The organism is Micromonospora sp. NPDC004704, from assembly GCF_053601675.1.
The window spans coordinates 20,689-41,912 of record NZ_JBSGCD010000025.1 but is presented as its reverse complement, the minus strand read 5'-3'; the positions used below and the strand labels follow the sequence as shown (position 1 = coordinate 41,912).

Annotated in this window: 22 protein-coding genes; 9 read left to right on the top strand and 13 right to left on the bottom strand. The window is 70.9% G+C overall.

Annotation, left to right across the window (positions count from 1 at the left end):
- Nucleotides 1-120: 120 nt before the first annotated feature.
- From ACWEFB_RS27585 to ACWEFB_RS27575, 3 genes are all read right to left on the bottom strand, one after another.
- A complete protein-coding gene (locus ACWEFB_RS27585) occupies nucleotides 121-1,248 on the bottom strand; it encodes a hypothetical protein (RefSeq protein ID WP_452289976.1) in 1,128 nt (375 codons plus the stop codon).
- Nucleotides 1,184-1,774 (bottom strand): SigE family RNA polymerase sigma factor, encoded by a 591-nt coding sequence (locus ACWEFB_RS27580; RefSeq protein WP_452289974.1) that lies wholly within the window; start codon nucleotides 1,772-1,774, stop codon nucleotides 1,184-1,186. The genes ACWEFB_RS27585 and ACWEFB_RS27580 overlap by 65 nt, the downstream gene beginning before the upstream one ends.
- 88 nt (nucleotides 1,775-1,862) lie before the next feature.
- A complete protein-coding gene (locus tag ACWEFB_RS27575) occupies nucleotides 1,863-2,165 on the bottom strand; it encodes a helix-turn-helix domain-containing protein (protein WP_452289972.1) in 303 nt (100 codons plus the stop codon).
- A gap of 66 nt (nucleotides 2,166-2,231) precedes the next feature.
- On the opposite strand from ACWEFB_RS27575, the gene map reads away from it, so the two are divergent.
- Nucleotides 2,232-3,008 carry a type I methionyl aminopeptidase gene (map, locus tag ACWEFB_RS27570; protein ID WP_452289970.1) on the top strand — a complete coding sequence of 259 codons (777 nt, stop codon included), beginning with the start codon at nucleotides 2,232-2,234 and terminating at the stop codon, nucleotides 3,006-3,008.
- Nucleotides 3,009-3,022: 14 nt separating this feature from the next.
- On the opposite strand, the gene mptB is transcribed toward map, so the two are convergent.
- Nucleotides 3,023-4,465, bottom strand: a complete 1,443-nt coding sequence (gene mptB, locus ACWEFB_RS27565; protein ID WP_452289968.1) for a polyprenol phosphomannose-dependent alpha 1,6 mannosyltransferase MptB — start codon at nucleotides 4,463-4,465, stop codon at nucleotides 3,023-3,025.
- Nucleotides 4,466-4,578: 113 nt separating this feature from the next.
- On the opposite strand from mptB, the gene ACWEFB_RS27560 reads away from it, so the two are divergent.
- Nucleotides 4,579-5,394, top strand: coding sequence for an enoyl-CoA hydratase/isomerase family protein (locus tag ACWEFB_RS27560; RefSeq protein WP_452289966.1), 816 nt, complete (start codon nucleotides 4,579-4,581; stop codon nucleotides 5,392-5,394).
- A 409-nt stretch (nucleotides 5,395-5,803) separates the two neighbouring features.
- Here ACWEFB_RS27560 and ACWEFB_RS27555 read toward each other — a convergent pair whose 3' ends face one another.
- From ACWEFB_RS27555 to ACWEFB_RS27540, 4 genes are read right to left on the bottom strand one after another with little or no spacing between them, the layout of a single operon-like run.
- A complete protein-coding gene (locus tag ACWEFB_RS27555) occupies nucleotides 5,804-6,271 on the bottom strand; it encodes a hypothetical protein (RefSeq protein WP_452289964.1) in 468 nt (155 codons plus the stop codon).
- Between the two features lie 33 nt (nucleotides 6,272-6,304).
- Nucleotides 6,305-6,574 (bottom strand): hypothetical protein, encoded by a 270-nt coding sequence (locus ACWEFB_RS27550; RefSeq protein WP_452289962.1) that lies wholly within the window; start codon nucleotides 6,572-6,574, stop codon nucleotides 6,305-6,307.
- The gene (locus ACWEFB_RS27545) at nucleotides 6,571-6,867 is read right to left on the bottom strand and encodes a hypothetical protein (RefSeq protein ID WP_452289960.1); all 297 of its coding nucleotides are present in this window, start codon (nucleotides 6,865-6,867) and stop codon (nucleotides 6,571-6,573) included. The genes ACWEFB_RS27550 and ACWEFB_RS27545 overlap by 4 nt, the downstream gene beginning before the upstream one ends.
- Complete coding sequence (locus ACWEFB_RS27540; protein ID WP_452289958.1) at nucleotides 6,867-7,142, bottom strand: hypothetical protein; 276 nt, start codon at nucleotides 7,140-7,142, stop codon at nucleotides 6,867-6,869. The genes ACWEFB_RS27545 and ACWEFB_RS27540 overlap by 1 nt, the downstream gene beginning before the upstream one ends.
- Before the next feature lie 183 nt (nucleotides 7,143-7,325).
- Between ACWEFB_RS27540 and ACWEFB_RS27535 the strand changes: the two genes are divergently transcribed.
- From ACWEFB_RS27535 to ACWEFB_RS27525, 3 genes are all read left to right on the top strand, one after another.
- Nucleotides 7,326-8,180: a helix-turn-helix domain-containing protein gene (locus ACWEFB_RS27535; protein WP_452289956.1), complete on the top strand. Its 855-nt coding sequence runs from the start codon at nucleotides 7,326-7,328 to the stop codon at nucleotides 8,178-8,180.
- Complete coding sequence (locus ACWEFB_RS27530) at nucleotides 8,173-8,361, top strand: DUF397 domain-containing protein (RefSeq protein WP_452289954.1); 189 nt, start codon at nucleotides 8,173-8,175, stop codon at nucleotides 8,359-8,361. Before ACWEFB_RS27535 ends, ACWEFB_RS27530 begins: the two co-directional genes overlap by 8 nt.
- A 162-nt stretch (nucleotides 8,362-8,523) precedes the next feature.
- The gene (locus ACWEFB_RS27525) at nucleotides 8,524-8,715 is read left to right on the top strand and encodes a DUF397 domain-containing protein (RefSeq protein WP_452289952.1); all 192 of its coding nucleotides are present in this window, start codon (nucleotides 8,524-8,526) and stop codon (nucleotides 8,713-8,715) included.
- Between the two features lie 69 nt (nucleotides 8,716-8,784).
- Here the strand turns inward: ACWEFB_RS27525 and ACWEFB_RS27520 are convergent, their stop codons facing one another.
- From ACWEFB_RS27520 to ACWEFB_RS27510, 3 genes are read right to left on the bottom strand one after another with little or no spacing between them, the layout of a single operon-like run.
- A complete protein-coding gene (locus ACWEFB_RS27520; RefSeq protein WP_452289950.1) occupies nucleotides 8,785-10,494 on the bottom strand; it encodes a hypothetical protein in 1,710 nt (569 codons plus the stop codon).
- A complete protein-coding gene (locus ACWEFB_RS27515) occupies nucleotides 10,487-13,558 on the bottom strand; it encodes a bifunctional [glutamine synthetase] adenylyltransferase/[glutamine synthetase]-adenylyl-L-tyrosine phosphorylase (RefSeq protein ID WP_452289948.1) in 3,072 nt (1,023 codons plus the stop codon). The genes ACWEFB_RS27520 and ACWEFB_RS27515 overlap by 8 nt, the downstream gene beginning before the upstream one ends.
- Nucleotides 13,555-14,334, bottom strand: a complete 780-nt coding sequence (locus tag ACWEFB_RS27510; RefSeq protein ID WP_326556603.1) for a type 1 glutamine amidotransferase — start codon at nucleotides 14,332-14,334, stop codon at nucleotides 13,555-13,557. Before ACWEFB_RS27510 ends, ACWEFB_RS27515 begins: the two co-directional genes overlap by 4 nt.
- A 51-nt stretch (nucleotides 14,335-14,385) precedes the next feature.
- Here ACWEFB_RS27510 and ACWEFB_RS27505 point away from each other — a divergent pair, with 51 nt between their 5' ends.
- Both ACWEFB_RS27505 and ACWEFB_RS27500 read left to right on the top strand, forming a co-directional pair.
- A complete protein-coding gene (locus ACWEFB_RS27505; RefSeq protein ID WP_452289946.1) occupies nucleotides 14,386-15,348 on the top strand; it encodes a S66 peptidase family protein in 963 nt (320 codons plus the stop codon).
- Nucleotides 15,349-15,513: 165 nt separating this feature from the next.
- Nucleotides 15,514-16,038 (top strand): hypothetical protein, encoded by a 525-nt coding sequence (locus ACWEFB_RS27500; RefSeq protein WP_452289944.1) that lies wholly within the window; start codon nucleotides 15,514-15,516, stop codon nucleotides 16,036-16,038.
- 103 nt (nucleotides 16,039-16,141) lie between these two features.
- Here the strand turns inward: ACWEFB_RS27500 and ACWEFB_RS27495 are convergent, their stop codons facing one another.
- Nucleotides 16,142-16,630: a hypothetical protein gene (locus tag ACWEFB_RS27495; protein WP_452289942.1), complete on the bottom strand. Its 489-nt coding sequence runs from the start codon at nucleotides 16,628-16,630 to the stop codon at nucleotides 16,142-16,144.
- A 58-nt stretch (nucleotides 16,631-16,688) separates the two neighbouring features.
- A complete protein-coding gene (gene glnA / locus ACWEFB_RS27490; RefSeq protein WP_326556599.1) occupies nucleotides 16,689-18,041 on the bottom strand; it encodes a type I glutamate--ammonia ligase in 1,353 nt (450 codons plus the stop codon).
- 273 nt (nucleotides 18,042-18,314) lie between these two features.
- Here glnA and ACWEFB_RS27485 point away from each other — a divergent pair, with 273 nt between their 5' ends.
- On the top strand, nucleotides 18,315-20,189 hold the full coding sequence (locus ACWEFB_RS27485; protein ID WP_452289940.1) for an NAD+ synthase: 1,875 nt from the start codon (nucleotides 18,315-18,317) through the stop codon (nucleotides 20,187-20,189).
- Between the two features lie 116 nt (nucleotides 20,190-20,305).
- Nucleotides 20,306-21,184 carry a 3-methyl-2-oxobutanoate hydroxymethyltransferase gene (panB, locus tag ACWEFB_RS27480; protein WP_326556597.1) on the top strand — a complete coding sequence of 293 codons (879 nt, stop codon included), beginning with the start codon at nucleotides 20,306-20,308 and terminating at the stop codon, nucleotides 21,182-21,184.
- Nucleotides 21,185-21,224 lie beyond the last annotated feature (40 nt).

Below are 21,224 nucleotides of genomic sequence, written 5' to 3'. Positions count from 1 at the left end.
TCGCACGGGCATCGATGGATCACGCTCGGCCCGGAAAGAACTTGAGGATTTCTTGCAGATTCGCGACAGCGACGACGGCCACCCACGGTTGGTGGGTGGCCGCCGCTATGGGAGGTGCCGTCAGGAGATCGCGGCACCCACCTCGGTCCAGGTGGTGTCGTCCTGCACGTTCCCGAGCGTGATGCCGTTGAGGATGTTCGCCATCTCGGTGTTCGACAGCCGGCCACCGCTCGCGACCTGCAGGTTCACCGAGCCGTTCGCGGCCCACCGGTTGCAGAAGCCGTTCAGGCAGGTGACTCCGGAGGAGGGCTGCTGGTTGGAGTTCGCGGCGGGTACGACGAAGACGAGGAAACTTCCGGGCGGGTCGGCGCCCTCGACACCGCCGTACGGTTCGGTGAGGCCGGTCGTCGGCAGGGCGGGGTCGCTGAACAGCAGTCCCGCGTAGTCACCGTCCCGGGCGGAGGCGATCCCGTTCAGGCCGGTCATCGCGTGCATCCCGACCTCGTCGAGCTGGTATCCCGACGGCACGTACGCCATCTTGATCGGAATTTTCGCCGGGGTCGGCGTGCCGCCCCGCAACCCGGCGGCCAGCGCGCGCAGGTCCTCCGAGGACGGGTAGTCGGCGTCGGAGGAGCTGGAGTTGATCACCGCCCACGCGTTCGTGTTGTACTCCCAGGCGAGGGTCCGGGTCCCCGCCTCCGAGCCGTCGACCTCCAGTCCCTGCCGGTCGCCGACGGTCACCTGCCGCGCACCGGCCAGCTTCGTCGGGTCGTAGGCGCCGGTCCGGTAGACGGTGAGGTAGGCGTACAGGCTCGGCGACCGCGAGGGCTCCTGTTCCGGGTCGCTCGCCTTGTCGTTGGTGGTCAGTCCGTCGGCGTACACCGGGGCGAGTTGGTACGCCGTCGACACGATGATCGGCTGCGCCACCCGCAGCTTCCCGACCTGGTACGCGCCGAACGTGAACGTGAACGGCTCCGCCGCCACCGGAACGGTCTGCGTCGTCCCGGACAACGCGCCCGCGTCGGGGCCGGACGGGCTGGCCGTTTCCACCGACGCCGTTCCGGTGAGCGACGGTATCGTCACGGCAGCCACGACGCCGAGCACCGCCACCGCCGTCGCTCCGGATGCCACCCAGCCGAGCCGGCGACGACGCTGGCCCCGCTGTCCCGACTCCACGATCTCGTCAACGGTGTAACGCAGCGGCGGTGGCTCGGAGGTCGCCAGCTCCACCAGGTTCTGCATTCGCATCGGTCCACGCTCCAAGTTCCGACGGTTCATCAAGGACCACGCCTCCGGCGGCCAGCGCCGTACGGAGATTGGCCAGACCTCTGCTCGTCTGGCTCCTGACTGTTGCGGCTCGTACGCCGAGCACATCCGCGGCTTCCTCGGCCGACATGCCGAGGTAGTACCGCAGGACCAGCACCGCCCGCTGCCGAGTTGGCACAGCCTGTAGTGCTGCTCGTACCAGCAGGCGTTCGTCGGTGGCACCACTGAGGTCGGGCTGGGCGATGTCGGGCATCCGGTCGCTGGCCGAGCGTTCCCGGCGCCACCACGGCCGGCGGGTCTCGTCGATCGCCGCCCGGAACACCATGGTCTGGGCGTACAGGTCAGGCCGTTCCAGGCGCCCCCATCGGGGATACAGCTTCGCCAGGGCGTTGGCCACCGCGTCCTCTGCCGCGTGCCAGTCCCCGCACGTCACGTACGCCAGCCTCCGAAGCGCCAGCATGCGCGATGCCACGAACTCCCGGAATGCGTCCTCGTCATCTTGCTTCAAGCGGCCGCTCCCCTCCGACACGGGTAGAACGGTCGCCGGCCCCTCGAACGATGCACGCCCGACGAGGATTTTTACGACGCTCGGAGACCTACGAGGCCAACCGCTGAGCTGCGACGCTGTCCGATCTTGCCAGTTCGACCCCGCCGGCCGACCGGTTGATCTCCGACCAGACCGCGTCGAGGGAGAGGCCGAGGACGTCGGCGATCGCGGCGATGGTCGGGAAGGCAGGCGTGGCCACGCGACCGGACTCGATCTTTCGAAGGGTCTCCGGCGATACGCCCGCGTCCAGCGCGGTGAGGAGCATCGAACGCTGCCCCCTGGCTCGACGCAGGAGAGCGCCGAGGCGCTGTCCGCGCTCGACCTCTTCGGGTGTGAGCGGCAACCTGACCATGGCACCGATTCTAGTACCGGGATAATATGACCGGGATACTTATTGGCCGTACGAGTAAGGCGCCGCATGATCGAGATCCTGAGCCCCACCGACCTGCCCCGAGCGAAGGAGACAGGCGCCCTGGTCGCCGGCATCCTTCAGACCCTGAAGAGCCGCAGCACGGTCGGCACCAACCTGCTGGACATCGACCGGTGGGCCCAGGCCATGATCATCGAGGCCGGAGCGCAGTCCTGCTACGTCGACTACGAGCCGTCCTTCGGGCGCGGGCCGTTCGGCCACTACATCTGCACCTCGGTCAACGACGCCGTGCTCCACGGCCTGCCGTACGACTACCCGCTCGCCAACGGCGACCTGCTGTCGCTCGACCTCGCCGTCTCCCTGGGCGGAGTTGTCGCCGACTCCGCGATCAGCTTCATCGTGGGCGACGTGCAGCCCCAGGAGAGCGTCGCGATGATCGACGCGACCGAGCGCGCGTTGAGCGCGGGGATAGCCGCAGCCGGCCCCGGAGCCCGCATCGGTGACATCTCCCACGCCATCGGTTCGGTCCTCAACGAGGCGGGATACCAGGTCAACACCGAGTTCGGCGGCCACGGCGTCGGATCGACGATGCACCAGGACCCGCACGTCGCGAACACGGGGCGGCCCGGTCGCGGCTACAAGCTGCGCCCCGGGCTGCTGCTGGCCCTGGAGCCGTGGATCATGGCGGACACCGCCAAGCTCGTCACCGACGCCGATGGCTGGACCCTCCGGAGCGCGACCGGCTGCCGGACGGCGCACAGCGAGCACACGATCGCCATCACCGACGACGGAGCCGAGATCCTCACCCTGCCGAAGCAGGCCTGACCGTGCGGTGACGCTCAGCGCCCGCTCGGAGCCGTCTCCGCCAGCTCCGGGCGGTCCGGCGCCACCCGGCGCCGCCGCCCGGCACGCACCCCGAGCACCGCCACGACCAGCACAAACGCGGTCATCGCCAGGGCGCCGGGCAGTTTGCTGAACCGGGCCAGGTTGGTCCCGTCGGGCAGGGTCAGGAACGAGATCAACAAGCCGGGTACGACCAGCCACCGGCCACCGATCGCGGTCGCCGCCAGAACCGCCAGGGGCCAGGTCGCGTACCAGGGGTGGAAGACCGGAGCGAGGGCGACCGTGGCGGCCAGGGCCAGGCCCGCACCGAGGACCGGGTCCGCGTGCCGGGCCCGCCACCAGAGCACCACCAGGAGTACGGCGAGCACCCCCACCCCCACCAGCCGGGTCACCGGTACGGCGTCGAGGTCGGCCCCGAACAGCCGGCCGGCGTAGTCGACGGTCAACCCGAAGGCGGTCGGCGGTGAGGTCCACTGCACCGAGTCGCCGCTGCGCAGGAGCCCGTCGACCCAGCCCCAGCCCAGCCCCGACACCCCCGTCACGGCGAGTACGGCAAACGCCGCCCCCGCCGCCACCGGCACCCCGTCCCGCAACAGCGCCCGCACCCGGTACGCCCCGGCCAGCGCGGCGAGCATCGCGAACGGGACCACCACCCCGGCGGTGACCTTGACCCCGACCGCCAGCCCGAGCAGCACTCCCCCGGCGAACAGCGGCAGCGGACGTCCCCGTCCGACCACGGTCACCAGCAGCCCGGCGGTCAGGAGTCCCACCATCAGCGCGTCGTTGTGCGCCCCGGAGACCAGGTGCACGGCCACGATCGGGCAACCGAGCAGCAGCCAGAGCGCCCGCTGCGGCGCCACCCCGCAGCGGCGGGCGAGCGCGGGCAGGCAGGCGGCGGTGAGGGCGACTCCGAGCACGGCGTACAGGCGCAGCACCGCCAGGGTGCCGACGAGGGTCCCGCCGATGGCCACCGCCAGCCCGGCGAGCAGGACGAACACCGGCCCGTACGGTGCCGGGCTGTCCTGCCACGTCGGCGACACCGAGTCCAGCCACGGGCACCCGAACTCCCGCACCCCCCCGGTGTACGGGTTCCCCCCGTCGTGCAGCACCGCCCCCTGGCAGGCGTACGAGTAGACGTCGCGGCTGCCCAGCGGCGGCGCGACGAGCAGCGGCAGCAGCCACAGGCCGGTGGTGACGTAGACCCAGCGGGTCGACGGGACGCCGTCGCGGGCGGCCCACCAGGCACCGGTGAGCAGGGCGGTGCCGACCAGCCAGCAGCCGAGGATCAGCGGCCCGTGTTCGCCCTGCCAGATGCCGGCCGGGGTGACCCCGGCGCGCCACTGCGGCAGCACCCCGCCGAACCGGGCCCCGACCGCCAGCAGGATCGCCCCGGCCAGGCCGGCGTAGCGGACGAGAAGGAACCGGGGCACGGCGACCATCGTGTCATGGCCGCTCGGAGGCCCTGGTCAGGGGCTGTGGCGCGGAGAGCCCGTAAGGCTTACCGAGCACAATTCCGCGTCCATCCACCTGGTGTTCTGCACATACTCGTCGCATGGCACAGATCAACATCACCAAGGAGTCGCCGTCGTACTGGCGTGCCTCGCTCGACAACCCGCCGATCAACCTCTTCGGCGGACAGATGATCGTCGAAATGCGTGCACTTCTCGATGCGGCCGAGAACGATCCCGAGCTGACCGTCATCGTGTTCGAGAGCGCGAATCCCGACTATTTCATCGCGCACTGGGATCTCGCCGATGACCTTTCGGTCCTGGCCGACCAGCCGCCGCCGGTCACCGGTCAGCAGCCTTTCATCGACATCATGGTGCGGCTGAGCAAGCTACCCGTCGTGACGATCAGCAAGATCCGCGGTCGGGCACGCGGGGCCGGCAGCGAGTTCCTCCTGGCGACCGACATCCGTTTCGCGAGCCGGGAGCGTACCCTGATCGGCCAGTTCGAAATGAGCACGGGCGTCCCGCCGGGCGGCGGCGCCCCAGCCCGCCTGCCGCGTCTGGTCGGTCGCGGTCGCGCCCTGGAAATCCTGGTCGGCGCCGAGGACTTCGACGGCGACCTCGCCGAGCGGTACGGGTACGTCAACCGGGCCGTCCCGGAGGCGGAACTCGACGGGTTCGTCACCGCGTTCGCCACCCGTGTCGCGAAGTTCGACCGTGGGGCCCTGGCCGAGATGAAGGGCTGGGTGAACGCCATCACCCTGCCCGACGACAACGAGTTCCCACCCCAGTCCGCCACCTTCGCGGCCCGGCTCGGCTCGGCCCGAGCCCAGAGCTGGACCTCGGGTGCCTTCGCGGCCGGGTTGCAGCAGTCGGGAGACCTTGAGGAGCGCCTCGGCACCCGCTCGGTCGAGTTCTGACGGGAATGAGCGGCGGGAGATTCGGTTGGAGTCCGTACCCGGGGGCCTGTCGCGCCCCCGAAGATCTTCCGCGCGTCGAACCCGGCCGTGTCGTGGGCGTGGGCGCCCTCTGTGATCTGAGAACGGCACCCACCGATGATGTGAGTAGCCAGAGCTTCCTGGTCAGTGAGTTCGCGACGTTGGAAGACGGCCGGCGTGTGCTCCTGCACGCGGAACGCGGCTACAGCATCGCCGCGAGGTCGACCGGTGCCCCGGGAAATGGTGCGATCCCGCTCCACGAGACTCGGGAGCGCGTCATCCAGAACGTGTTGGGCACCGTACTTCCCGACGACGACGAGAGCGGCGAGGCACATCCCTGGTCATGGTTGGCCGAATTGGCTCGGGCTCGCCCATCGGTGCATGAAAACGGCTACACGAACGCGAAGATACGTTCGTCCGGCTCCACGACTGCGGCCAGAAACGCTCCTGGCACGACGGCTGGGTCATCAGGGCGGATCGTCTCGGCCTCGAACGTGGCGAACCCGGGACCACTGATCCGCACGCGGAGTTCCAGCCCGGGATCCTCCCCACCCAGGTGGTTGGCCACCGTGAGAACTTCCGCCGTCGCGGCGACACCGGTGGCGGCGAGCCGCCGCGCGTCGCGGCGCGAGCGAGTGACCAGGCGCAAGCCCCAGACTCCGAAGCCGCCGCCGATGAGCGTCGCCAGCAGGCCCCCGGCGAGCAGGCCCCAAAAGTCCTCAGTAGACAGGGCCCGTCCCTGCGATACGGCGACGAACAGCAGGACCGGTCCGGGCAGCCAGATCGCCAAGAACATCACTCGGCAAAGCAGTGCGCCGATCGGACCGATGCGCGTCTCCGCCTCCCGGGGTGTCGTCATCCCCACACCCTAGTGCGGGGTCCTTCGAGAAATTCAGATCGCCCGCAGTCGGCGGCGGACCGGCGGGTCGTGCACCCAGCCGATGAAGCGGGCCTCGGCCAGTTCCGGAGTCATGCCGTCCACCTCGCGCAACGCCTTGTCGCGGAAGCGGGTCATCACGTCGACCAACTGCGGCCGATTGCGGCGGTAAAGCGTCCACATCCGGCGCCGGAACACCTGGCAGGGCCATTCCTCGGCGTCGTCCTTGCAACGCCAGTCGTCTCCCGGTCGGTGCGGGGCGCCCATCGCGTCGTCCAACGTCACGAGGCCGCGCCCCCGTGCCTGCGCGACGGCACCCATCCCATGAAGCGCTCGTAGATCGCGCGGGGGTCCGGCGGGTCGGCCAGGTCCGGGGCGATCGCGGACAGGTCGGTCAGTGCCTCGACGAACAGGGGCGCCAGGTACAGGTTCAGGGCAAGTAGCCGCCCGTTGAAACCCGCGAGCAGGTTCAGCCGCGCGTCCGCGCACGGCCACGGGTAGGCGTCCACGCGGCAGATCCAGAGCTGCGGCAGCGCGACGTGGTTGGCGACCCTGTCCGCCACCGGCTCGCCGTCCATCACCAGACCGGTCCGGTCGGCGCCGGCCGCTCGACGTCCGCGAGAACGGGGCGACGAATCGCGTACGCGGCCTCGGGCAACTCGGGCTTTCCCATCGGCTTTTCGATGCCGCGTACGGTCACCCACTCGGTGTCGTACACCCCGGCATCCATCGGAACGTGTGTCACCCGTAGATGGAGATCGCCCATGGTGTCCTGATAGGCGGGCACACTTTCCCGCCGGTAGTCGCCCTCCTCGGCATTGATCACATCACCGACGCTCACCATGACCGGCACCAATCACGAAGTCCCATCTGATCACCTCTCAAGTTGGGATTAGAGGCGGGGACCGCCTGCCACTCAACAGCGTTTCTCGGGCGGTCCCCGCCGGACGGAGCAGCCCCGGGGGAAGCGTCGGGGATGCGACCCCTCGATGCGGCAGGGCCAATGCAAATCTCCGTCTTCATCTACTCTGGACTATTGGCATCCGCCATCGGAATGGAAGCAGTTGTCAGTACCGGCGTCTACAGTGCAGTAATCCGTAGTCGGGAGTATTACGTGAATAAGCTCCGGGAAATCCTCAAAACAGAGCGAGCCAGGCTCGGCATCACCCAGGACCAGGCCGGGACCGCGATCAACGTCAGCGGGTCGCTGATCGCAGCCATCGAGAGCGGCCGACTGGTCCCCCAACCTGACACCGCTGTCCAGTTGGACACCCTGTTCGGCAGCGGGGACACGGTCCAGCGGGCCGCCCACGACGCCCGCGACGACGCGCGCCCGACGTGGCTGCGGCCATGGACCGACCACGAGCAGCGTTCCGTGCTGTTGCGCACCTTCGAGCCGATGCTGATCCCCGGTCTGCTCCAGACCGAGGCGTACGCCCGCGCACTGCTGCACAGCGGTCGGCTGTCGCAGGAGGAAGTCGACCGCACGACGCAGGTTCGCCTCGAACGCCAAGCCGTCACCGTCGACCAGGAAAATGCTCCGATGCTGTCCGCCGTGCTCGGCGAGTTCGCGCTCACCTGCGGCCCGCCGGACGTTCTCGGTCCCCAACTGAAACATCTGCTGGACATGAGCGAGCGACCGAGGGTGCAGATCCTGGTTGTGCCACTCAGCGCCGGCCTTCATGCTGGCCTTCAGGGGGCGTTCGTCCTCGCGACGCTCCCCGGGAAGGATCGGGCAGGCTACGTCGATGACCAGCTACGCGGGCGACTGGTCGTGGAGGGAGAAGACCTGAATCGGCTGGAAGTAGCGTGGGAGATCGTCACCGGGCTGGCCCTGCCGGTGAACCTGTCGAGAGACCTCATAACAAAGGCGATCAACGATCATGACTGACCTCGCCCCCCAGTGGCGCAAGAGCACCCGCAGCGGGACCAATCAGGGGAACTGCGTGGAGGTGGCCGACAACCTCCCCAGCCGCGTTCTCGTCCGTGACAGCAAGGACCAGTCCGGCCCGGTGCTGACCTTCGGCCCGGACGCATGGCGGGCGTTCGTCGGCCTCACCAAGCAGCAGTAGCAGACCTCGCGCGCGCCTCCGTACCAACAGTGCGGGGGCGTTGCTGTGTCCAGGGCCGAACCGAAGCCCTGGTTGACCTCGTCAGAGAGAGCCGAAGGGTCATCCACAAGTACGCTCTCCCCAGACGTCCATTCCCAAGCTGATTCTGGAGGTAGCGGAGTCATGGAGCCGATCGCTGTGCCGCACTGGCGGAAGTCCTCCCGCAGCAGCGGGAATCAGGGAGACTGCGTGGAGGTGGCCGACAACCTTCCCAGCCGCGTCCTCGTCCGTGACAGCAAGGACCAGTCCGGCCCGGTGCTGACCTTCGGCCCGGACGCATGGCGGGCGTTCGTCGGCCTCGCCAAGCAGCACTGACAACAGTTTCGACACGCCCCCCGCGCCCCGAACCGGCGTCGGGGGGCGTCGCACTGTCCAGCGCAGGTGTCAGCAGTGCGGGCCGGAGTCGACCAGACCACTACCGACCCGGTAGGTGCCGCCGGTGACCCGTACGGTCGTCCAGCCGTCGTCGGTGGCCCGCAGGCAGGCGCCCGGCCCGGTGACGCTGAGAAAACGCGACCAGTGCACCCGCAGCAGCACCTCACCCGCTCCCTCGGCCGTGAAGGTCACCGCCTCCGGCGTCGAGTCGGCCAGTTGACCTGGCGCGGCAACCAGTGGCGACGGATCCGCCACCGCGTACAGCCGCCAGGTCGCGTCGCGCCACACCTCGCGCAGTTCCGGCAGACCGGCGTTGACCAGGGCGGCTTCGTGTCGGGCGTACAGGTCGGGTGGGCTGTTCGGGGCGATGGCCACGTAAGTCACGGCGTTGTGGCGCAGCCAGTCGACGTACTCGGGGGCTGCGAGATTGTCGCGGTAGAACAGCGGGTTGCGGTCCACGTCGACCTGGCGTTCCCAGCCACGGGCCAGGGGGACGGTCGGCGCGACGTACGTCGATTCCCAGTGGTCCCGCAGCGGCACCACCTCGACCCGGCCGATCGGACCGCGCCGGTCCAGTTCGTCGACCAGCGGCCGGTAGAACGCGGCCCGGCTCTCGGTCGAACCGGCCCGGGTCAGGTCGGCGACCATCACCGGGTTCTGCCACCAGACGGCGAGCGCCAGCAGCGGCACCAGCCAGCGCCATCGCAGGTCGGCGAAGGCGGCCAGCACCGGCAGGGCGAACAGCATCGACAGCCGCAGCGCGTTCGAGCCGACCGGGCTGTCCAGGTAGTAGGCGCCGACCAGCAGCACCACGGTCAGCGCGGCTCCGACCTTGACCACCCGCCACCGGCGCGGCACCACCACCAGCACCACCAACGCCAACACCACATTCGTACGCATCGACTCGAAGCTGTACGGCTGCACCCCGCCGTTGCCGAACAGCAGCGCCATCGGCGCCAACGCGACCGCCGGTACGACACAGAGCACCAGCGCCCCGGTCAGCCCCTCACCCGAACGCCAACGGATCGAGCGCCACCGACCCGAACGACGGGCTCCCGTACGCGGCGGCGCCGGACGGACCGGTCGGAGCAGATTGGCCAGCAGCAACGCCCCGCCGGCCAATCCGAGGAACAGTCCCGCCACCGGGCTGGCCCAGGTGCTCAACGCGGCCAGCACCCCGGCTCCCACAAGCCAACCGATACGCCTCCCGCCCACCGACCGCCCGGTGTTCCGCCCTCCGGCAGCGGCGACCGCGCAGAGGGCGAGCAGGGCGAACAGGAGGCCGATGGCGAAGGTGATCCGGCCGCTGACCAGGTTGCCGACCAGCACCACGGCACCGAGCAGTGCACCGAGCACCGGGCGCCGGGCGCGGGCCACCACCAGCAGCCAGGCGAAGGCCAACGCCGAGCCGACCGCGGCGACCGCACCGACCACCCGTACGCCGAAGGTGGCACCGAGGGCGGCGGTGAACAGGCTGTAGCCGAACTGGTTGATGCCGCCGTACCAGCCGAGGTCGATCGGGGTGGCCCCGAACCGGTCCACGAAGTTGGCCCGAGCCACCTGGGCAGCCAGATCGGTGCCCATGTTCGGGGCCAGCAGGAACGCGACCGCCAGCAGCAACGCGGCGACACCCGCCACCGGGACCGGACCGGCCGAGCCGAGCCGGCCACCGGCGGCCCGGACGGATCCGGCCACCGCCGGGCGGCGCCGCTCAGGCATCGAGTACGCGCTCCACGGCGGCCCGCGACCGTCGCGCGGTACGCAGGTAGTGGTCCAGGAACTCCCCCGGATCGTCGCCGCCGAGCAGCCGGACCACGCCCGCCAACTCCACCCCGTGCCGGGGCAACTGGTCGCCGGCCCGCCCCCGGACCAGCATCAACGCGTTGCGTACGCGGGCGGCCAGGGTCCAGCCGGCGGCCATCACGGTGGCGTCGGTCGGGTCGATCAGTTTGGCGTCACGGGCCGCGCCGAGCGCGTCGAGGGTACGCGTACCGCGCAGTTCGGGGACCGTACCGGCGTGCCGGAGCTGGACGAGTTGGACGGCCCACTCGACGTCGGCGAGCCCGCCCCGGCCGAGCTTGGTGTGGGTGGCCGGATCGGCGCCCCGGGGCAGCCGCTCGGTCTCGACCCGTGCCTTGATCCGCCGGATCTCAGTCACCTGGGCGCGGTTCAGCCCCAGCTCCGGGTAGCGGACCGGGTCGACCATCAGCTCGAACTCCCGGCCGAGGTCGGCGTCGCCGCAGACGAACCGGGCGCGCAGCAGCGCCTGCGCCTCCCACACCTTCGACCAGCGGGCGTAGTACTGGGCGTAGGCGGCGATGCTGCGTACCAGTGGACCCTGGCGGCCCTCGGGGCGCAGGTCCGCGTCGACACCGAGCGGCGGGTCGGCCGTCGGTGTGCCGAGCAGCCGGCGCAGTTCCTCGGCGATGGCGTGCGCGGCGGCGCTGGCCGTGCTCTCGGCCACCCCCGGCGGCGGGTCGTAGACGAACAGCACGTCGGCGTCGGAGAAGTAGTTCTGCTCGTAGCCGCCGAGCCGGCCCATGCCGATCACGGCGAACCGAAGTCCGGGCAGCTCCGGTACGGCCGCGCGGGCGACCTGGAGCGCGGCGGCGAGGGTCATGTCGGTGACCGCGCTCAGGGCCGCCCCGGTGGCGATGAGGTCGGACTCCCCGGCCACCGCCGGAGCGGGCGCGACCTCGGTGTCCGACGGCGGGGCCAGCGAGCCGGCGGAGTGCAGCACGTCGGCGCAGGCGAGCCGGATCAGCTCCCGGCGGCGCAGCGCCCGGACCGCGCTGATCGCGGCGGCCGGATCGGCCGGCTGGGGGCCCCGTCCGGGCAGGTGCCGGCTGGCGGCGGCGATGAACCCGTCGCGCAGGACGGCCGGATCGCGCGGGACCAGTTCGGTGTCGTCGGCGAGCAGCCGCAGCGACTCCGGGTCGCGGGCGAGCAGGTCGGCGACGTACCGGGACAGGGCCAGGGTACGGGCCAGCCGCCGGGCCACCGGCCCCTCGTCACGGAGCAGGCGCAGGTACCACGGGGTGCTGCCGAGCTTGTCCGACACCTGGCGGTAGTTGAGCAGCCCCCGGTCCGGTTCGGGTGCGTCGGCGAACTCCTGGAGCAGCACCGGCAGCAGGGTGCGCTGGATCGCGGCCGTCCGGGACACGCCGCCGGTGAGCGCCTGGAGGTGCTGCAACGCGCGGGTCGGGTCGCCGAAGCCGAGGATCTCCAGCCGGTGCTTGGCCGCCTCCGGGGTCAGCCGCAGCCCGTCGGTGTTGACCCGGGCGACCGCCTCCAGCAACGGCCGGTAGAAGATCTTGATGTGCAGCCGGCGTACCTCGGTGGCGTGGGTGACCCACTCGGCCCGGAACGCCTCGACCGCGTCCCGCTCCGGGGTGGCGGTGTAGCCGAGCGCGTGCGCCAACCAGCGCAACGCCTGCGGCTCGGTCGGCACGGTGTGCGTACGCCGCAGGCCCTGTAGTTGCAGCCGGTGCTCGACCGAACGCAGGAACCGGTAACCGCGCAGCAGCGACTCACCGTCGGCCCGGCCGACGTAACCACCGGCGACAAGCGCCCGCAGGGCCGGGATGGTGCCGCAGGCGCGCAGCGACTCGTCGCCGCGACCGTGCACGAGTTGCAGCAACTGGATGGCGAACTCGATGTCGCGCAGCCCGCCGGGTCCGCGCTTGATCTCGCGTTCCAGCTCGCGGGCCGGGATGTTGTCGATGATCCGCCGCCGCATCGACCGGACGTCCTCGACCGCCTCGGGGCGCTCGGCGGCGGTCCAGACCAGCGGCGCGAGCTGCTCGATCCACTCACTCGCCAGGCCGAGGTCACCGGCGGCCGGGCGGGCCTTCAACAGCGCCTGGAACTCCCACGTACGGGCCCACCGCCGGTAGTAGGCGAGGTGGCTGGCGAGCGTACGGACCAGCGGTCCCCGGTTGCCCTCGGGGCGCAACGCGGCGTCGACGGGCCAGGCGACCAGGCCACAGATGTTGATCAGCCGGGTGGCGATCGTCGTCGCGGCGGTCAGGTCGTCATCGGTGGCGGCGACGAAGATGACGTCGACGTCGGAGACGTAGTTGAGTTCCCCGCCCCCGCACTTGCCCATCGCCACCACGGCCAGCCGGGGCAGCGTCGTACCGGGCGGCAACTCGGCCACCGCGATGTCGTACGCGGCACCGAGGGTGGCGTCGGCGAGCGCGGAGAGCGCCGACATGGTCTGCTCCAGGCCCTGTCCGCCGGTCAGGTCGGCCGCCGCGATCCGCAACAGACTCAACCGGTACGACCGCCGCAGCGCCGCCACCACCGGCAGCGGCGGCAGTACGGCACCGGGCAGGGTGCCGTCGTACAACGTCCCGTCGGCCCGTGGCGCGAGCCCGTCCGCACCGGTGACCAGCACCCGCCACTGGTCCGGGTTCGCCACCAGATGATCACCCAACGCCGACGACGCCCCGAGTACGGCCACCAGCCGGCGGCGCAGCCCCGGATCGACGGCCAACGCGCCCAGCACCACCGACTCCGCGCCGCCGTCCGGGGCCGCCGCCCGCCGTTCCGCCTCCACCAGGCGGTGCAACTGGCGCAGGGCCAGATCGGCGTCGGCAGCCCGGGACAGGGCGGTGATCAGGTCGGCGGCGACCTCGTCCACCGGCTCCTGCGCGGCGTCGTTCCAGAGCCCGAGCCCGGTCTCCCCGAGCAGGTCCGCCGCACGGGAACCGTGGTCACCGTCGGCGGTGCCGAAGCCGTACCGGACGAGCCGGCCGTGTGCGCTGGTCGGTCTGGTCATCGCGGCTCCTGCGGCCCGAGCAACGGCAGGTCGAGCCGGGGTGCCGGCACGTCGAGCTCACCCTGGGCCAGGGCGGCGAAGCGTACGGCAAAGGGCTGCCAGGCCTCTTCCACGTCGGCCATCACCGCGTCCGCGGCGGCGATGACGGCGTCCCGGTCGTAGCCCAGCTCGGCCAGGACCTCCGAGTCGGTCGCCCAGTCCGCGATCATGTCGGTGTCGGCCTCGATGTGGAACTGGAGCCCCCAGGCCCGGTCACCGAGGCGGAACGCCTGGTTCGGGTAGCGGGTCGAGGCGGCGAGCAGCACCGCGCCGCGCGGCAGCTCGGTGATCTCGTCGTGGTGCCACTGGAGCACGTCGGGAATCAGCGGCACCCACATGAACAGCGGATCGCGATCGGCGGCGTCCCGCTTGCCGACCACCCCCGGACCCACCTCCGGCCCGGATTCGCTGCGCTCGACGGTGCCGGCGTGCGCGGTCGCCAGGAGCTGCGCACCGAGGCAGATCGCCAGGGTGGGCAGGTGGTAGCGCACGGCCTTGCGCAGCAGTCCCTCCAACTGCGGGAACCAGGGCGCTCCCGGACTGCCGTCGGGCAGCGGGTACGCCTGCTGCTGCCCGCCGAGCACCACCAGCGCCTCGAAGCCGGACAGGTCCTCGGGCAGGGCGTCACCGGCATGCGGCCGGAGCACGTGCAGGTCGAGACCGGCCTCGGTCAGCCACTCCCCCAGCCGACGGAGGTCGTCCGTCGGGTCATTCTCGATCACCAGAGCGGTTGCCACGACGTCGAGGCTATCCGGTGGCCGAAGTTGATCCGGATAGGCTGGCACCCCATGACCGATGTCCGACCCGTGACCGCCGTCCCGCTGGCCCAGGCTGCGCCCGTACGCCCGCCCGCGTTGCGTCCCGGCGACCGGGTGATGCTGGTCTCGCCGTCCGGCCCGACCAGGCCGGAGCGGGTGGCCCGGGGGCTGGAACTGCTCACCGGCTGGGGGCTGCGGCCGGTGCTGGCACCGAACGCGTACGCCCGACAGGGTTACCTGGCCGGCTCCGACGAGGCGCGTGCCGCCGACATGAACGCCGCCTTCGCCGACCCGGACGTACGCGGTGTGCTCTGCACCCGTGGTGGTTACGGCGCGCAGCGGATGGTCGACGCGATCGACATGGCGGCGGTACGCGCCGACCCGAAGGTGGTGGCCGGCTTCTCCGACATCACCGCGTTGCAGTTCGCGCTCTGGCGGGGCGCCCGGCTCGCCACCGTGCACGGTCCGGGTGCCGCCTGGCTGGACCAGCGCACCCCGGCGGACTCGGCCGAGTCGCTGCGCCGCGCGCTGATGACCACCGAGCCGGCCACGGTCACCCGGCTCCCCACCGAGGAGACCGCCCCGGTGCTCGTCCCCGGTACGGCCACCGGCCCGCTGATCGGCGGCAACCTGTGCCTGGTGGTGGCGTCGCTCGGCACCCCCGACATGCCGGACCTGACCGGGGCGATCCTGTTGATCGAGGACATCGAGGAGCCGCCGTACAAGGTGGACCGGATGCTCACCCAGCTCCGCCGGACCGGGGTCCTGGACGGGGTCGCCGGGGTGGCGGTGGGCCAGTTCACCAACTGCGCCGACGACTGGGCGGTGAGCGTCGCGGAGGTGATCGCCGAACGCCTCGGTGACCTGGGCGTGCCGGTGCTCGGCGGGCTCCCGATCGGGCACGGCCACGGCCAGCTCACCGTCCCGGTCGGTACGCCCGCCACCCTCGACACGACCGCCGGCACCCTGACGGTTTCCCCCGCCGTGAGCTGAGTTCGGCTTCCTGGCTGCCCAGTTTCCCGACTGTCCGTTTTTATACCAACAATTCGGTTTTCAGGGCTAATTCACAGGCTGCGCATAGGTTCGGCACGGGGTTCGTCCAGGTCGGTACGTGACGGTGGGTGGGTCGTGCACCACACACCGATCATGGGGGTTTGCATGTTCAGGACCATCTCCAGGAAGACTGCGCTCGGCGGGGTCGCCGCTGCCGGCGTACTCGCGGTCGGGATCGCCGTACCGACCGTCGCGTTCGCCGAGGACCCCACCCCGGCACCGTCGACCTCGAACTCGACCACCGCACCGGCCCCGGCCGCCCCGGCTCCCGGCGACCAGGGCGACCAGCAGGGGCGGCCCGGACACTCGGGTGCCTTCGCCGAGGACCTGGCCAAGGAACTGGGCATCTCCACCGACAAGGTGACCGCCGCCCTGGACAAGCTCCGGGAGCAGCACAAGTCCGACGCCAAGCCGCAGGACGGCCAGAAGGGCGACCAGAAGGGCGACCAGAAGGGCGACTGGCAGGCCAAGATCAAGGATCGGCTGGCCCAGGCGGTCAAGGACGGCAAGCTCACCCAGGAGCAGGCCGACGCGATCACCGCTGCCCTCGACGCCAACATCCTGCCCGGCGGCTTCGGCGGCCACGGCCGCCCCGGCGCACCCCAGCCCGGCGCCGCCCAACCCAAGTAACCCCACCCCTCGCCGGCCTCCCCTCGGCCGGCACCGTGATCACGGAGGGTTCGGCCGGCTATGGCGAGCCGAACCCTTCGTGATCATGGGGTGGGCTCGTTGGTTAGGGGGATTGGACGGGGTAGGCGCCGGGGGCGTACGGCATCGAGCTTGACTGGGGTGGGGGGAAGTCGCGGCGCTCCGTTTGGGCGAAGCCGGCGGAGCGGGTCTGCTCCTGTGGCCAGCCGCCGGCCTCGTGGAACAGGCGCAGGGCGGTGGCCACCACCTCACTGAGTGGTTCGTGGGCCTCGATGTCGATGGTCGCACCGGGGGTCTCGATCCGTACCTTCGTCGGACCCGGTCGGGCGGTCACGGCGACCGTCGGCACGTCGGTCGACACCGCCACCGTCGGCGCGTCCGTCGACACCTCGACCGTGGCGTCACCGGTCACCGCCACCACCTGAGTCTCGGCGGTGGTGACGACGGTGCCGGTGGTCGTGGTGACCACGGTGGACGCCTCACCGATCACGGTCGGCGCCTCGGTGGACGCGTCGCCGGTCACGGCGGGTGTCTCGGTGGGTGGTGCCGCTGGCTGTGCGGGAACGCTCGTCACGGCATCATTCTGCCGCCGTCACGCCCCGCCGCGCCACGTGCGATTACCGCCCGGAGGATCAGAGGGCGCCGAGGTAGCGCTGGCGCTCGTACGGGGTGACCTCGCGGCGGTACTGCTCCCACTCGGCCCGCTTGTTGCGCAGGAAGAAGTCGAAGACGTGCTCGCCGAGCACCTCGGCGACCAGTTCCGAACCGGCCATCACGTCGATCGCCTCGGAGAGGTTCTCCGGCAGGGCCTCGTACCCCATCGCCTTGCGCTCGGCGTTGGACAGCGACCAGACGTCGTCCTCGGCGCCCGGCGGCAGCTCGTAGCCCTCCTCGATGCCCTTGAGGCCGGCGCCGAGCAGCACCGCGAAGGCGAGGTACGGGTTGGTCGCCGAGTCCAGCGACCGGACCTCCACCCGGGCCGAGTTCGGCTTGCCGTACGCCGGCACCCGGACCAGTGCGGACCGGTTCAGGTGCCCCCAGCAGACGTACGCCGGGGACTCGGTGATCCGGTCGGGCAGTGCCTGCGGAAACAGCCGCTTGTACGAGTTGACCCACTGGTTGGTGACCGCCGTGTACTCACGGGCGTGCACCAGGAGCCCGGCGATGAACGCGCGGGCAACCTTGGAGAGCTTCGACGGGTCGCCCCCGTCGTGGAACGCGTTGCGCTCGCCCTCGAACAGGGACAGGTGGGTGTGCATGCCGCTGCCCGGCTGGTCGGTGAAGGGCTTCGGCATGAAGCTGGCCTGGACCCCGGTGGAGAGCGCCACCTCTTTGATCACGTGCCGGAAGGTCATGATGTTGTCGGCGGTGGTCAGGGCGTCGGCGTAGCGGAGGTCTATCTCCTGCTGGCCGGGGGCGACCTCGTGGTGGCTGAACTCGACCGAGATGCCGATCCGCTCCAGCGACAGGACCGCCTGGCGGCGGAAGTCGCGGGCGATGGCGTGCGTGGTGTGCTCGAAGTAGCCACCGGCGTCGACCGGGACCGGGACCGAGCCGTCGTTGGGGCCGTTCTCCAGCAGGAAGAACTCGATCTCGGGGTGGGTGTAGAAGGTAAAGCCCTTCTCGGCGGCCCGGGACAGCGCGCGGCGCAGGACGTGGCGCGGGTCGGCCCAGGAGGGGGTGCCGTCGGGCAGCAGGATGTCGCAGAACATCCGGGCGCTCTCGCCGCTCACCCCGCCCTCGAACGGGAAGACCTGGAAAGTGGTCGGATCGGGCATCGCGACCATGTCGGATTCGAAGACCCGGGCGAAGCCCTCGATGGCGGAACCGTCGAAGCCGATGCCCTCCTCGAAGGCCGCTTCCAGTTCGGCCGGCGCGACCGAGACGCTCTTCAGCGTGCCGAGTACGTCGGTGAACCACAACCGGACGAACCGGATGTCGCGCTCTTCCAGGGTGCGGAGCACAAACTCCTGCTGACGGTCCACTTCAACCCCTCGTGACACTCCTGCTTGACCTGGCCAGCCGACCCCCGACCTAGCGGACCAGTCTTACCCGACCTCGTTACGCCGACGTTACGTGATCTCCGTCGCGCCCGGTACGCCGGGACGGCGACTGTCCCGTTAATGGCCTTCCATCCCCAAAGATACGAGGACAAGGGTTTTCCGGCAGCCCTGGTCGGCAAACCAAAGCCTGACCACCTGCCCTTCCTTACGCCCCCGGCGCGAGCGAACGCGACGGCGGCGCGGCAAGATGAGGACATGCCCACCCTGCGCCTCGCTCTCGCCCAGGTGAACCCCACCGTCGGAGACCTGACCGGCAACGCCGAGACGGTACGCCGGACCAGCCGTACCGCCGTGACCGCCGGTGCGCAGCTCGTCGTCTTCCCGGAGATGATGCTGACCGGCTACCCGGTCGAGGACCTGGTGTTCCGCAAGTCGTTCGTGACCGCCTCCCGGGCCGCCCTGCGCCGGCTCGCCGCCGACCTCCAGGCCGACGGGCTCGGTGCCGTACCGGTGCTGGTCGGTTACCTCGACTCGGACGAGTTCGGGCAGACCGCCGACGGCGCGGTGGCGGGCGGCGAGACCGCCGACGGTGGCCCGGCCGCCTCCGGCACCGGCCCGCACCGGACCCGTGGACCGCGCAACGCCCTCGCCGTACTGCACGGCGGGACGGTGGCGGCCACCTACTTCAAGCACCACCTGCCCAACTACGGCGTCTTCGACGAGGACCGGTACTTCGTACCCGGTGACACCCTGACCGTGGTCCGGGTCGGCGGGGTCGACGTCGGGCTCACCATCTGCGAGGACCTGTGGCAGGCCGGGGGGCCGTTCGCGGTCGCCCGCCGGGCCGGGGTCGGCCTGGTCGTCAACATCAACGGCTCGCCGTACGAGCGGAACAAGGACGACGTACGGCTGCCGCTGGTCCGACGCCGGGCCGCCGAGGCGGGCGCCACGGTCGCGTACGTCAACATGGTCGGCGGCCAGGACGAGCTGGTCTTCGACGGTGACTCGATGGTCGTCGCCGCCGACGGCACCCTGCTGGCCCGCGCCCCGCAGTTCGTCGAGCACCTGCTCGTACACGACGTGGACCTGCCCGGTGCCACCACCGACCGGGACACCGACGAGGTCGTCACGGCCACCGGGACCACCGACGAGGTGGCCGCCGGAACCCGGTACACGGCGGGCGACGGGCGGACCACCATGCGGATCGCCCGGGTGGCGGTCACCGACACCCTGCCCGCCCCCACCGGGCCATCCGCCGACGGTGGTGTCGCCGAGCGGGTCGCCGACGAGGCGGAGGTCTGGTCGGCGCTGGTGCTCGGGCTGCGCGACTACGTCAACAAGAACGGTTTCCCGTCGATCGTGCTCGGGCTCTCCGGCGGCATCGACTCGGCGGTGGTCGCCGCGATCGCGGTCGACGCCCTCGGCCCGGACCGGGTGGTCGGGGTGTCGCTGCCGAGCCACCACTCGTCCGGGCACTCCCGCGACGACGCCGCCGACCTGGCCAAACGGACCGGGCTGGACTACCGGGTGGAGCCGATCCAGCCGATGGTCGACGGTTTCCTGGCCAACATGTCGCTGTCCGGGCTGGCGGTGGAGAACCTCCAGGCCCGCGTACGCGGGGTGATTCTGATGGCCCTGTCGAACCAGGAGGGGCACCTCGTCCTCACCACCGGCAACAAGAGCGAACTGGCGGTCGGCTACTCCACCCTCTACGGGGACTCGGTCGGCGGTTACAACCCGCTCAAGGACGTGTGGAAGTCCCTGGTCTGGCAGTTGGCGAACTGGCGCAACGCGGACGCGGTCGCGCGCGGCGAGCAGCCGCCGATCCCGGAGAACTCGATCCAGAAACCGCCGAGCGCGGAACTGAGCCCGGGGCAGCTCGACAGCGACTCGTTGCCCGACTATTCGATCCTCGATCCGATCCTGGTCGGTTACGTCGACGGGGACCAGGGCCGGGAGGATCTGGTCGCGGCCGGGCACGATCCGGCAATTCTCGACCGGGTGCTGCGAATGGTGGATACCGCCGAGTACAAGCGCCGGCAGTCGGCGCCCGGCACCAAAATCACCATCAAGGCGTTCGGCCGGGACCGCCGGCTGCCGATCACCAACCGGTGGCGGGAGCGCGGTTGAACCGCCCGAGAGGTGTGAAATCCTCCACTGCACTCTGACCGGGTCCGGCAACACGGTGCGACGATCGACGTGGACCCGGGGACCGCGAGCGCGGCCTCGAGGTGGAAGGAGTCGTCATGTCCGAGCAGGGAAACAAGCCGGCGACGCCGGGGACCGACCCGGCCGAACCCGAGGTGACCGCGCTGTACGGCGGACCGGCGAGCCGGCGGATCCGTACCCGTGATCTGGCCGTCGCCCGTGAGCGCGGCGAACGGTGGGCGATGCTCACCTCGTACGACCAGTACACCGCGTCGATCTTCGACCAGGCAGGCATTCCGGTGCTGCTGGTCGGCGACTCGGCGGCGAACAACGTCTTCGGCTACGAGACCACCGTCCCGGTGACCGTGGACGAGTTGCTCCCGCTGGTCCGGGCGGTGGTCCGGGCGACCCGGTACGCGCTCGTCGTCGCCGACCTGCCGTTCGGCTCGTACGAGGAGGGGCCGACCCAGGCGCTGCGTACGGCGGTGCGGTTCATGAAGGAGGGCGGCTGCCACGCGGTGAAGCTGGAGGGCGGCCGTCGGGTCGCCGCCCAGATCGAGGCCCTGACCACCGCCGGTATTCCGGTGATGGGGCACGTCGGTTTCACCCCGCAGAGCGAGCACACCATCGGCGGGTACCGGGTGCAGGGGCGCGGCGACGCGGCCGAAGAGGTGCTGGCTGACGCCCGTGCGGTGGCCGAGGCGGGCGCGTTCTCGGTGGTGCTGGAGATGGTGCCGGGCGAGGTCGCCAAGCGGGTCACCGCGGAGGTGGGGATCCCGACGATCGGCATCGGCGCCGGCCCGGACACCGACGCCCAGGTGCTGGTCTGGCAGGACATGGCCGGTCTGCGTACGGGCAAGGCACCCAGGTTCGTCAAGCGGTACGCCGACCTGTCCGGGGTGCTCACCTCGGCCACCCGGCAGTTCGCCGCCGAGGTACGCGACGGCGGTTTCCCGAGCGCCGAGCACACGTTCTGAGCTGCCCGTCCGGGGGTGTGGTGGTCCCGCACCCCCGGCG

What these genes read in the sequence shown, in the direction of transcription:
- ACWEFB_RS27575 (WP_452289972.1), bottom strand. Translation starts at nt 2,165, where the DNA reads ATGGTCAGGTTGCCGCTCACACCCGAAGAGGTCGAGCGCGGACAGCGC.
- mptB (WP_452289968.1), bottom strand. Translation starts at nt 4,465, where the DNA reads ATGGTCGCCGTGCCCCGGTTCCTTCTCGTCCGCTACGCCGGCCTGGCC.
- panB (WP_326556597.1), top strand. Translation starts at nt 20,306, where the DNA reads ATGTCCGAGCAGGGAAACAAGCCGGCGACGCCGGGGACCGACCCGGCC.
- ACWEFB_RS27505 (WP_452289946.1), top strand. Translation starts at nt 14,386, where the DNA reads ATGACCGATGTCCGACCCGTGACCGCCGTCCCGCTGGCCCAGGCTGCG.
- map (WP_452289970.1), top strand. Translation starts at nt 2,232, where the DNA reads ATGATCGAGATCCTGAGCCCCACCGACCTGCCCCGAGCGAAGGAGACA.
- ACWEFB_RS27545 (WP_452289960.1), bottom strand. Translation starts at nt 6,867, where the DNA reads ATGGACGGCGAGCCGGTGGCGGACAGGGTCGCCAACCACGTCGCGCTG.
- ACWEFB_RS27520 (WP_452289950.1), bottom strand. Translation starts at nt 10,494, where the DNA reads ATGCCTGAGCGGCGCCGCCCGGCGGTGGCCGGATCCGTCCGGGCCGCC.
- ACWEFB_RS27485 (WP_452289940.1), top strand. Translation starts at nt 18,315, where the DNA reads ATGCCCACCCTGCGCCTCGCTCTCGCCCAGGTGAACCCCACCGTCGGA.
- ACWEFB_RS27560 (WP_452289966.1), top strand. Translation starts at nt 4,579, where the DNA reads ATGGCACAGATCAACATCACCAAGGAGTCGCCGTCGTACTGGCGTGCC.
- ACWEFB_RS27555 (WP_452289964.1), bottom strand. Translation starts at nt 6,271, where the DNA reads ATGACGACACCCCGGGAGGCGGAGACGCGCATCGGTCCGATCGGCGCA.
- ACWEFB_RS27515 (WP_452289948.1), bottom strand. Translation starts at nt 13,558, where the DNA reads ATGACCAGACCGACCAGCGCACACGGCCGGCTCGTCCGGTACGGCTTC.
- ACWEFB_RS27500 (WP_452289944.1), top strand. Translation starts at nt 15,514, where the DNA reads ATGTTCAGGACCATCTCCAGGAAGACTGCGCTCGGCGGGGTCGCCGCT.
- ACWEFB_RS27585 (WP_452289976.1), bottom strand. Translation starts at nt 1,248, where the DNA reads ATGCGAATGCAGAACCTGGTGGAGCTGGCGACCTCCGAGCCACCGCCG.
- ACWEFB_RS27525 (WP_452289952.1), top strand. Translation starts at nt 8,524, where the DNA reads ATGGAGCCGATCGCTGTGCCGCACTGGCGGAAGTCCTCCCGCAGCAGC.
- ACWEFB_RS27530 (WP_452289954.1), top strand. Translation starts at nt 8,173, where the DNA reads ATGACTGACCTCGCCCCCCAGTGGCGCAAGAGCACCCGCAGCGGGACC.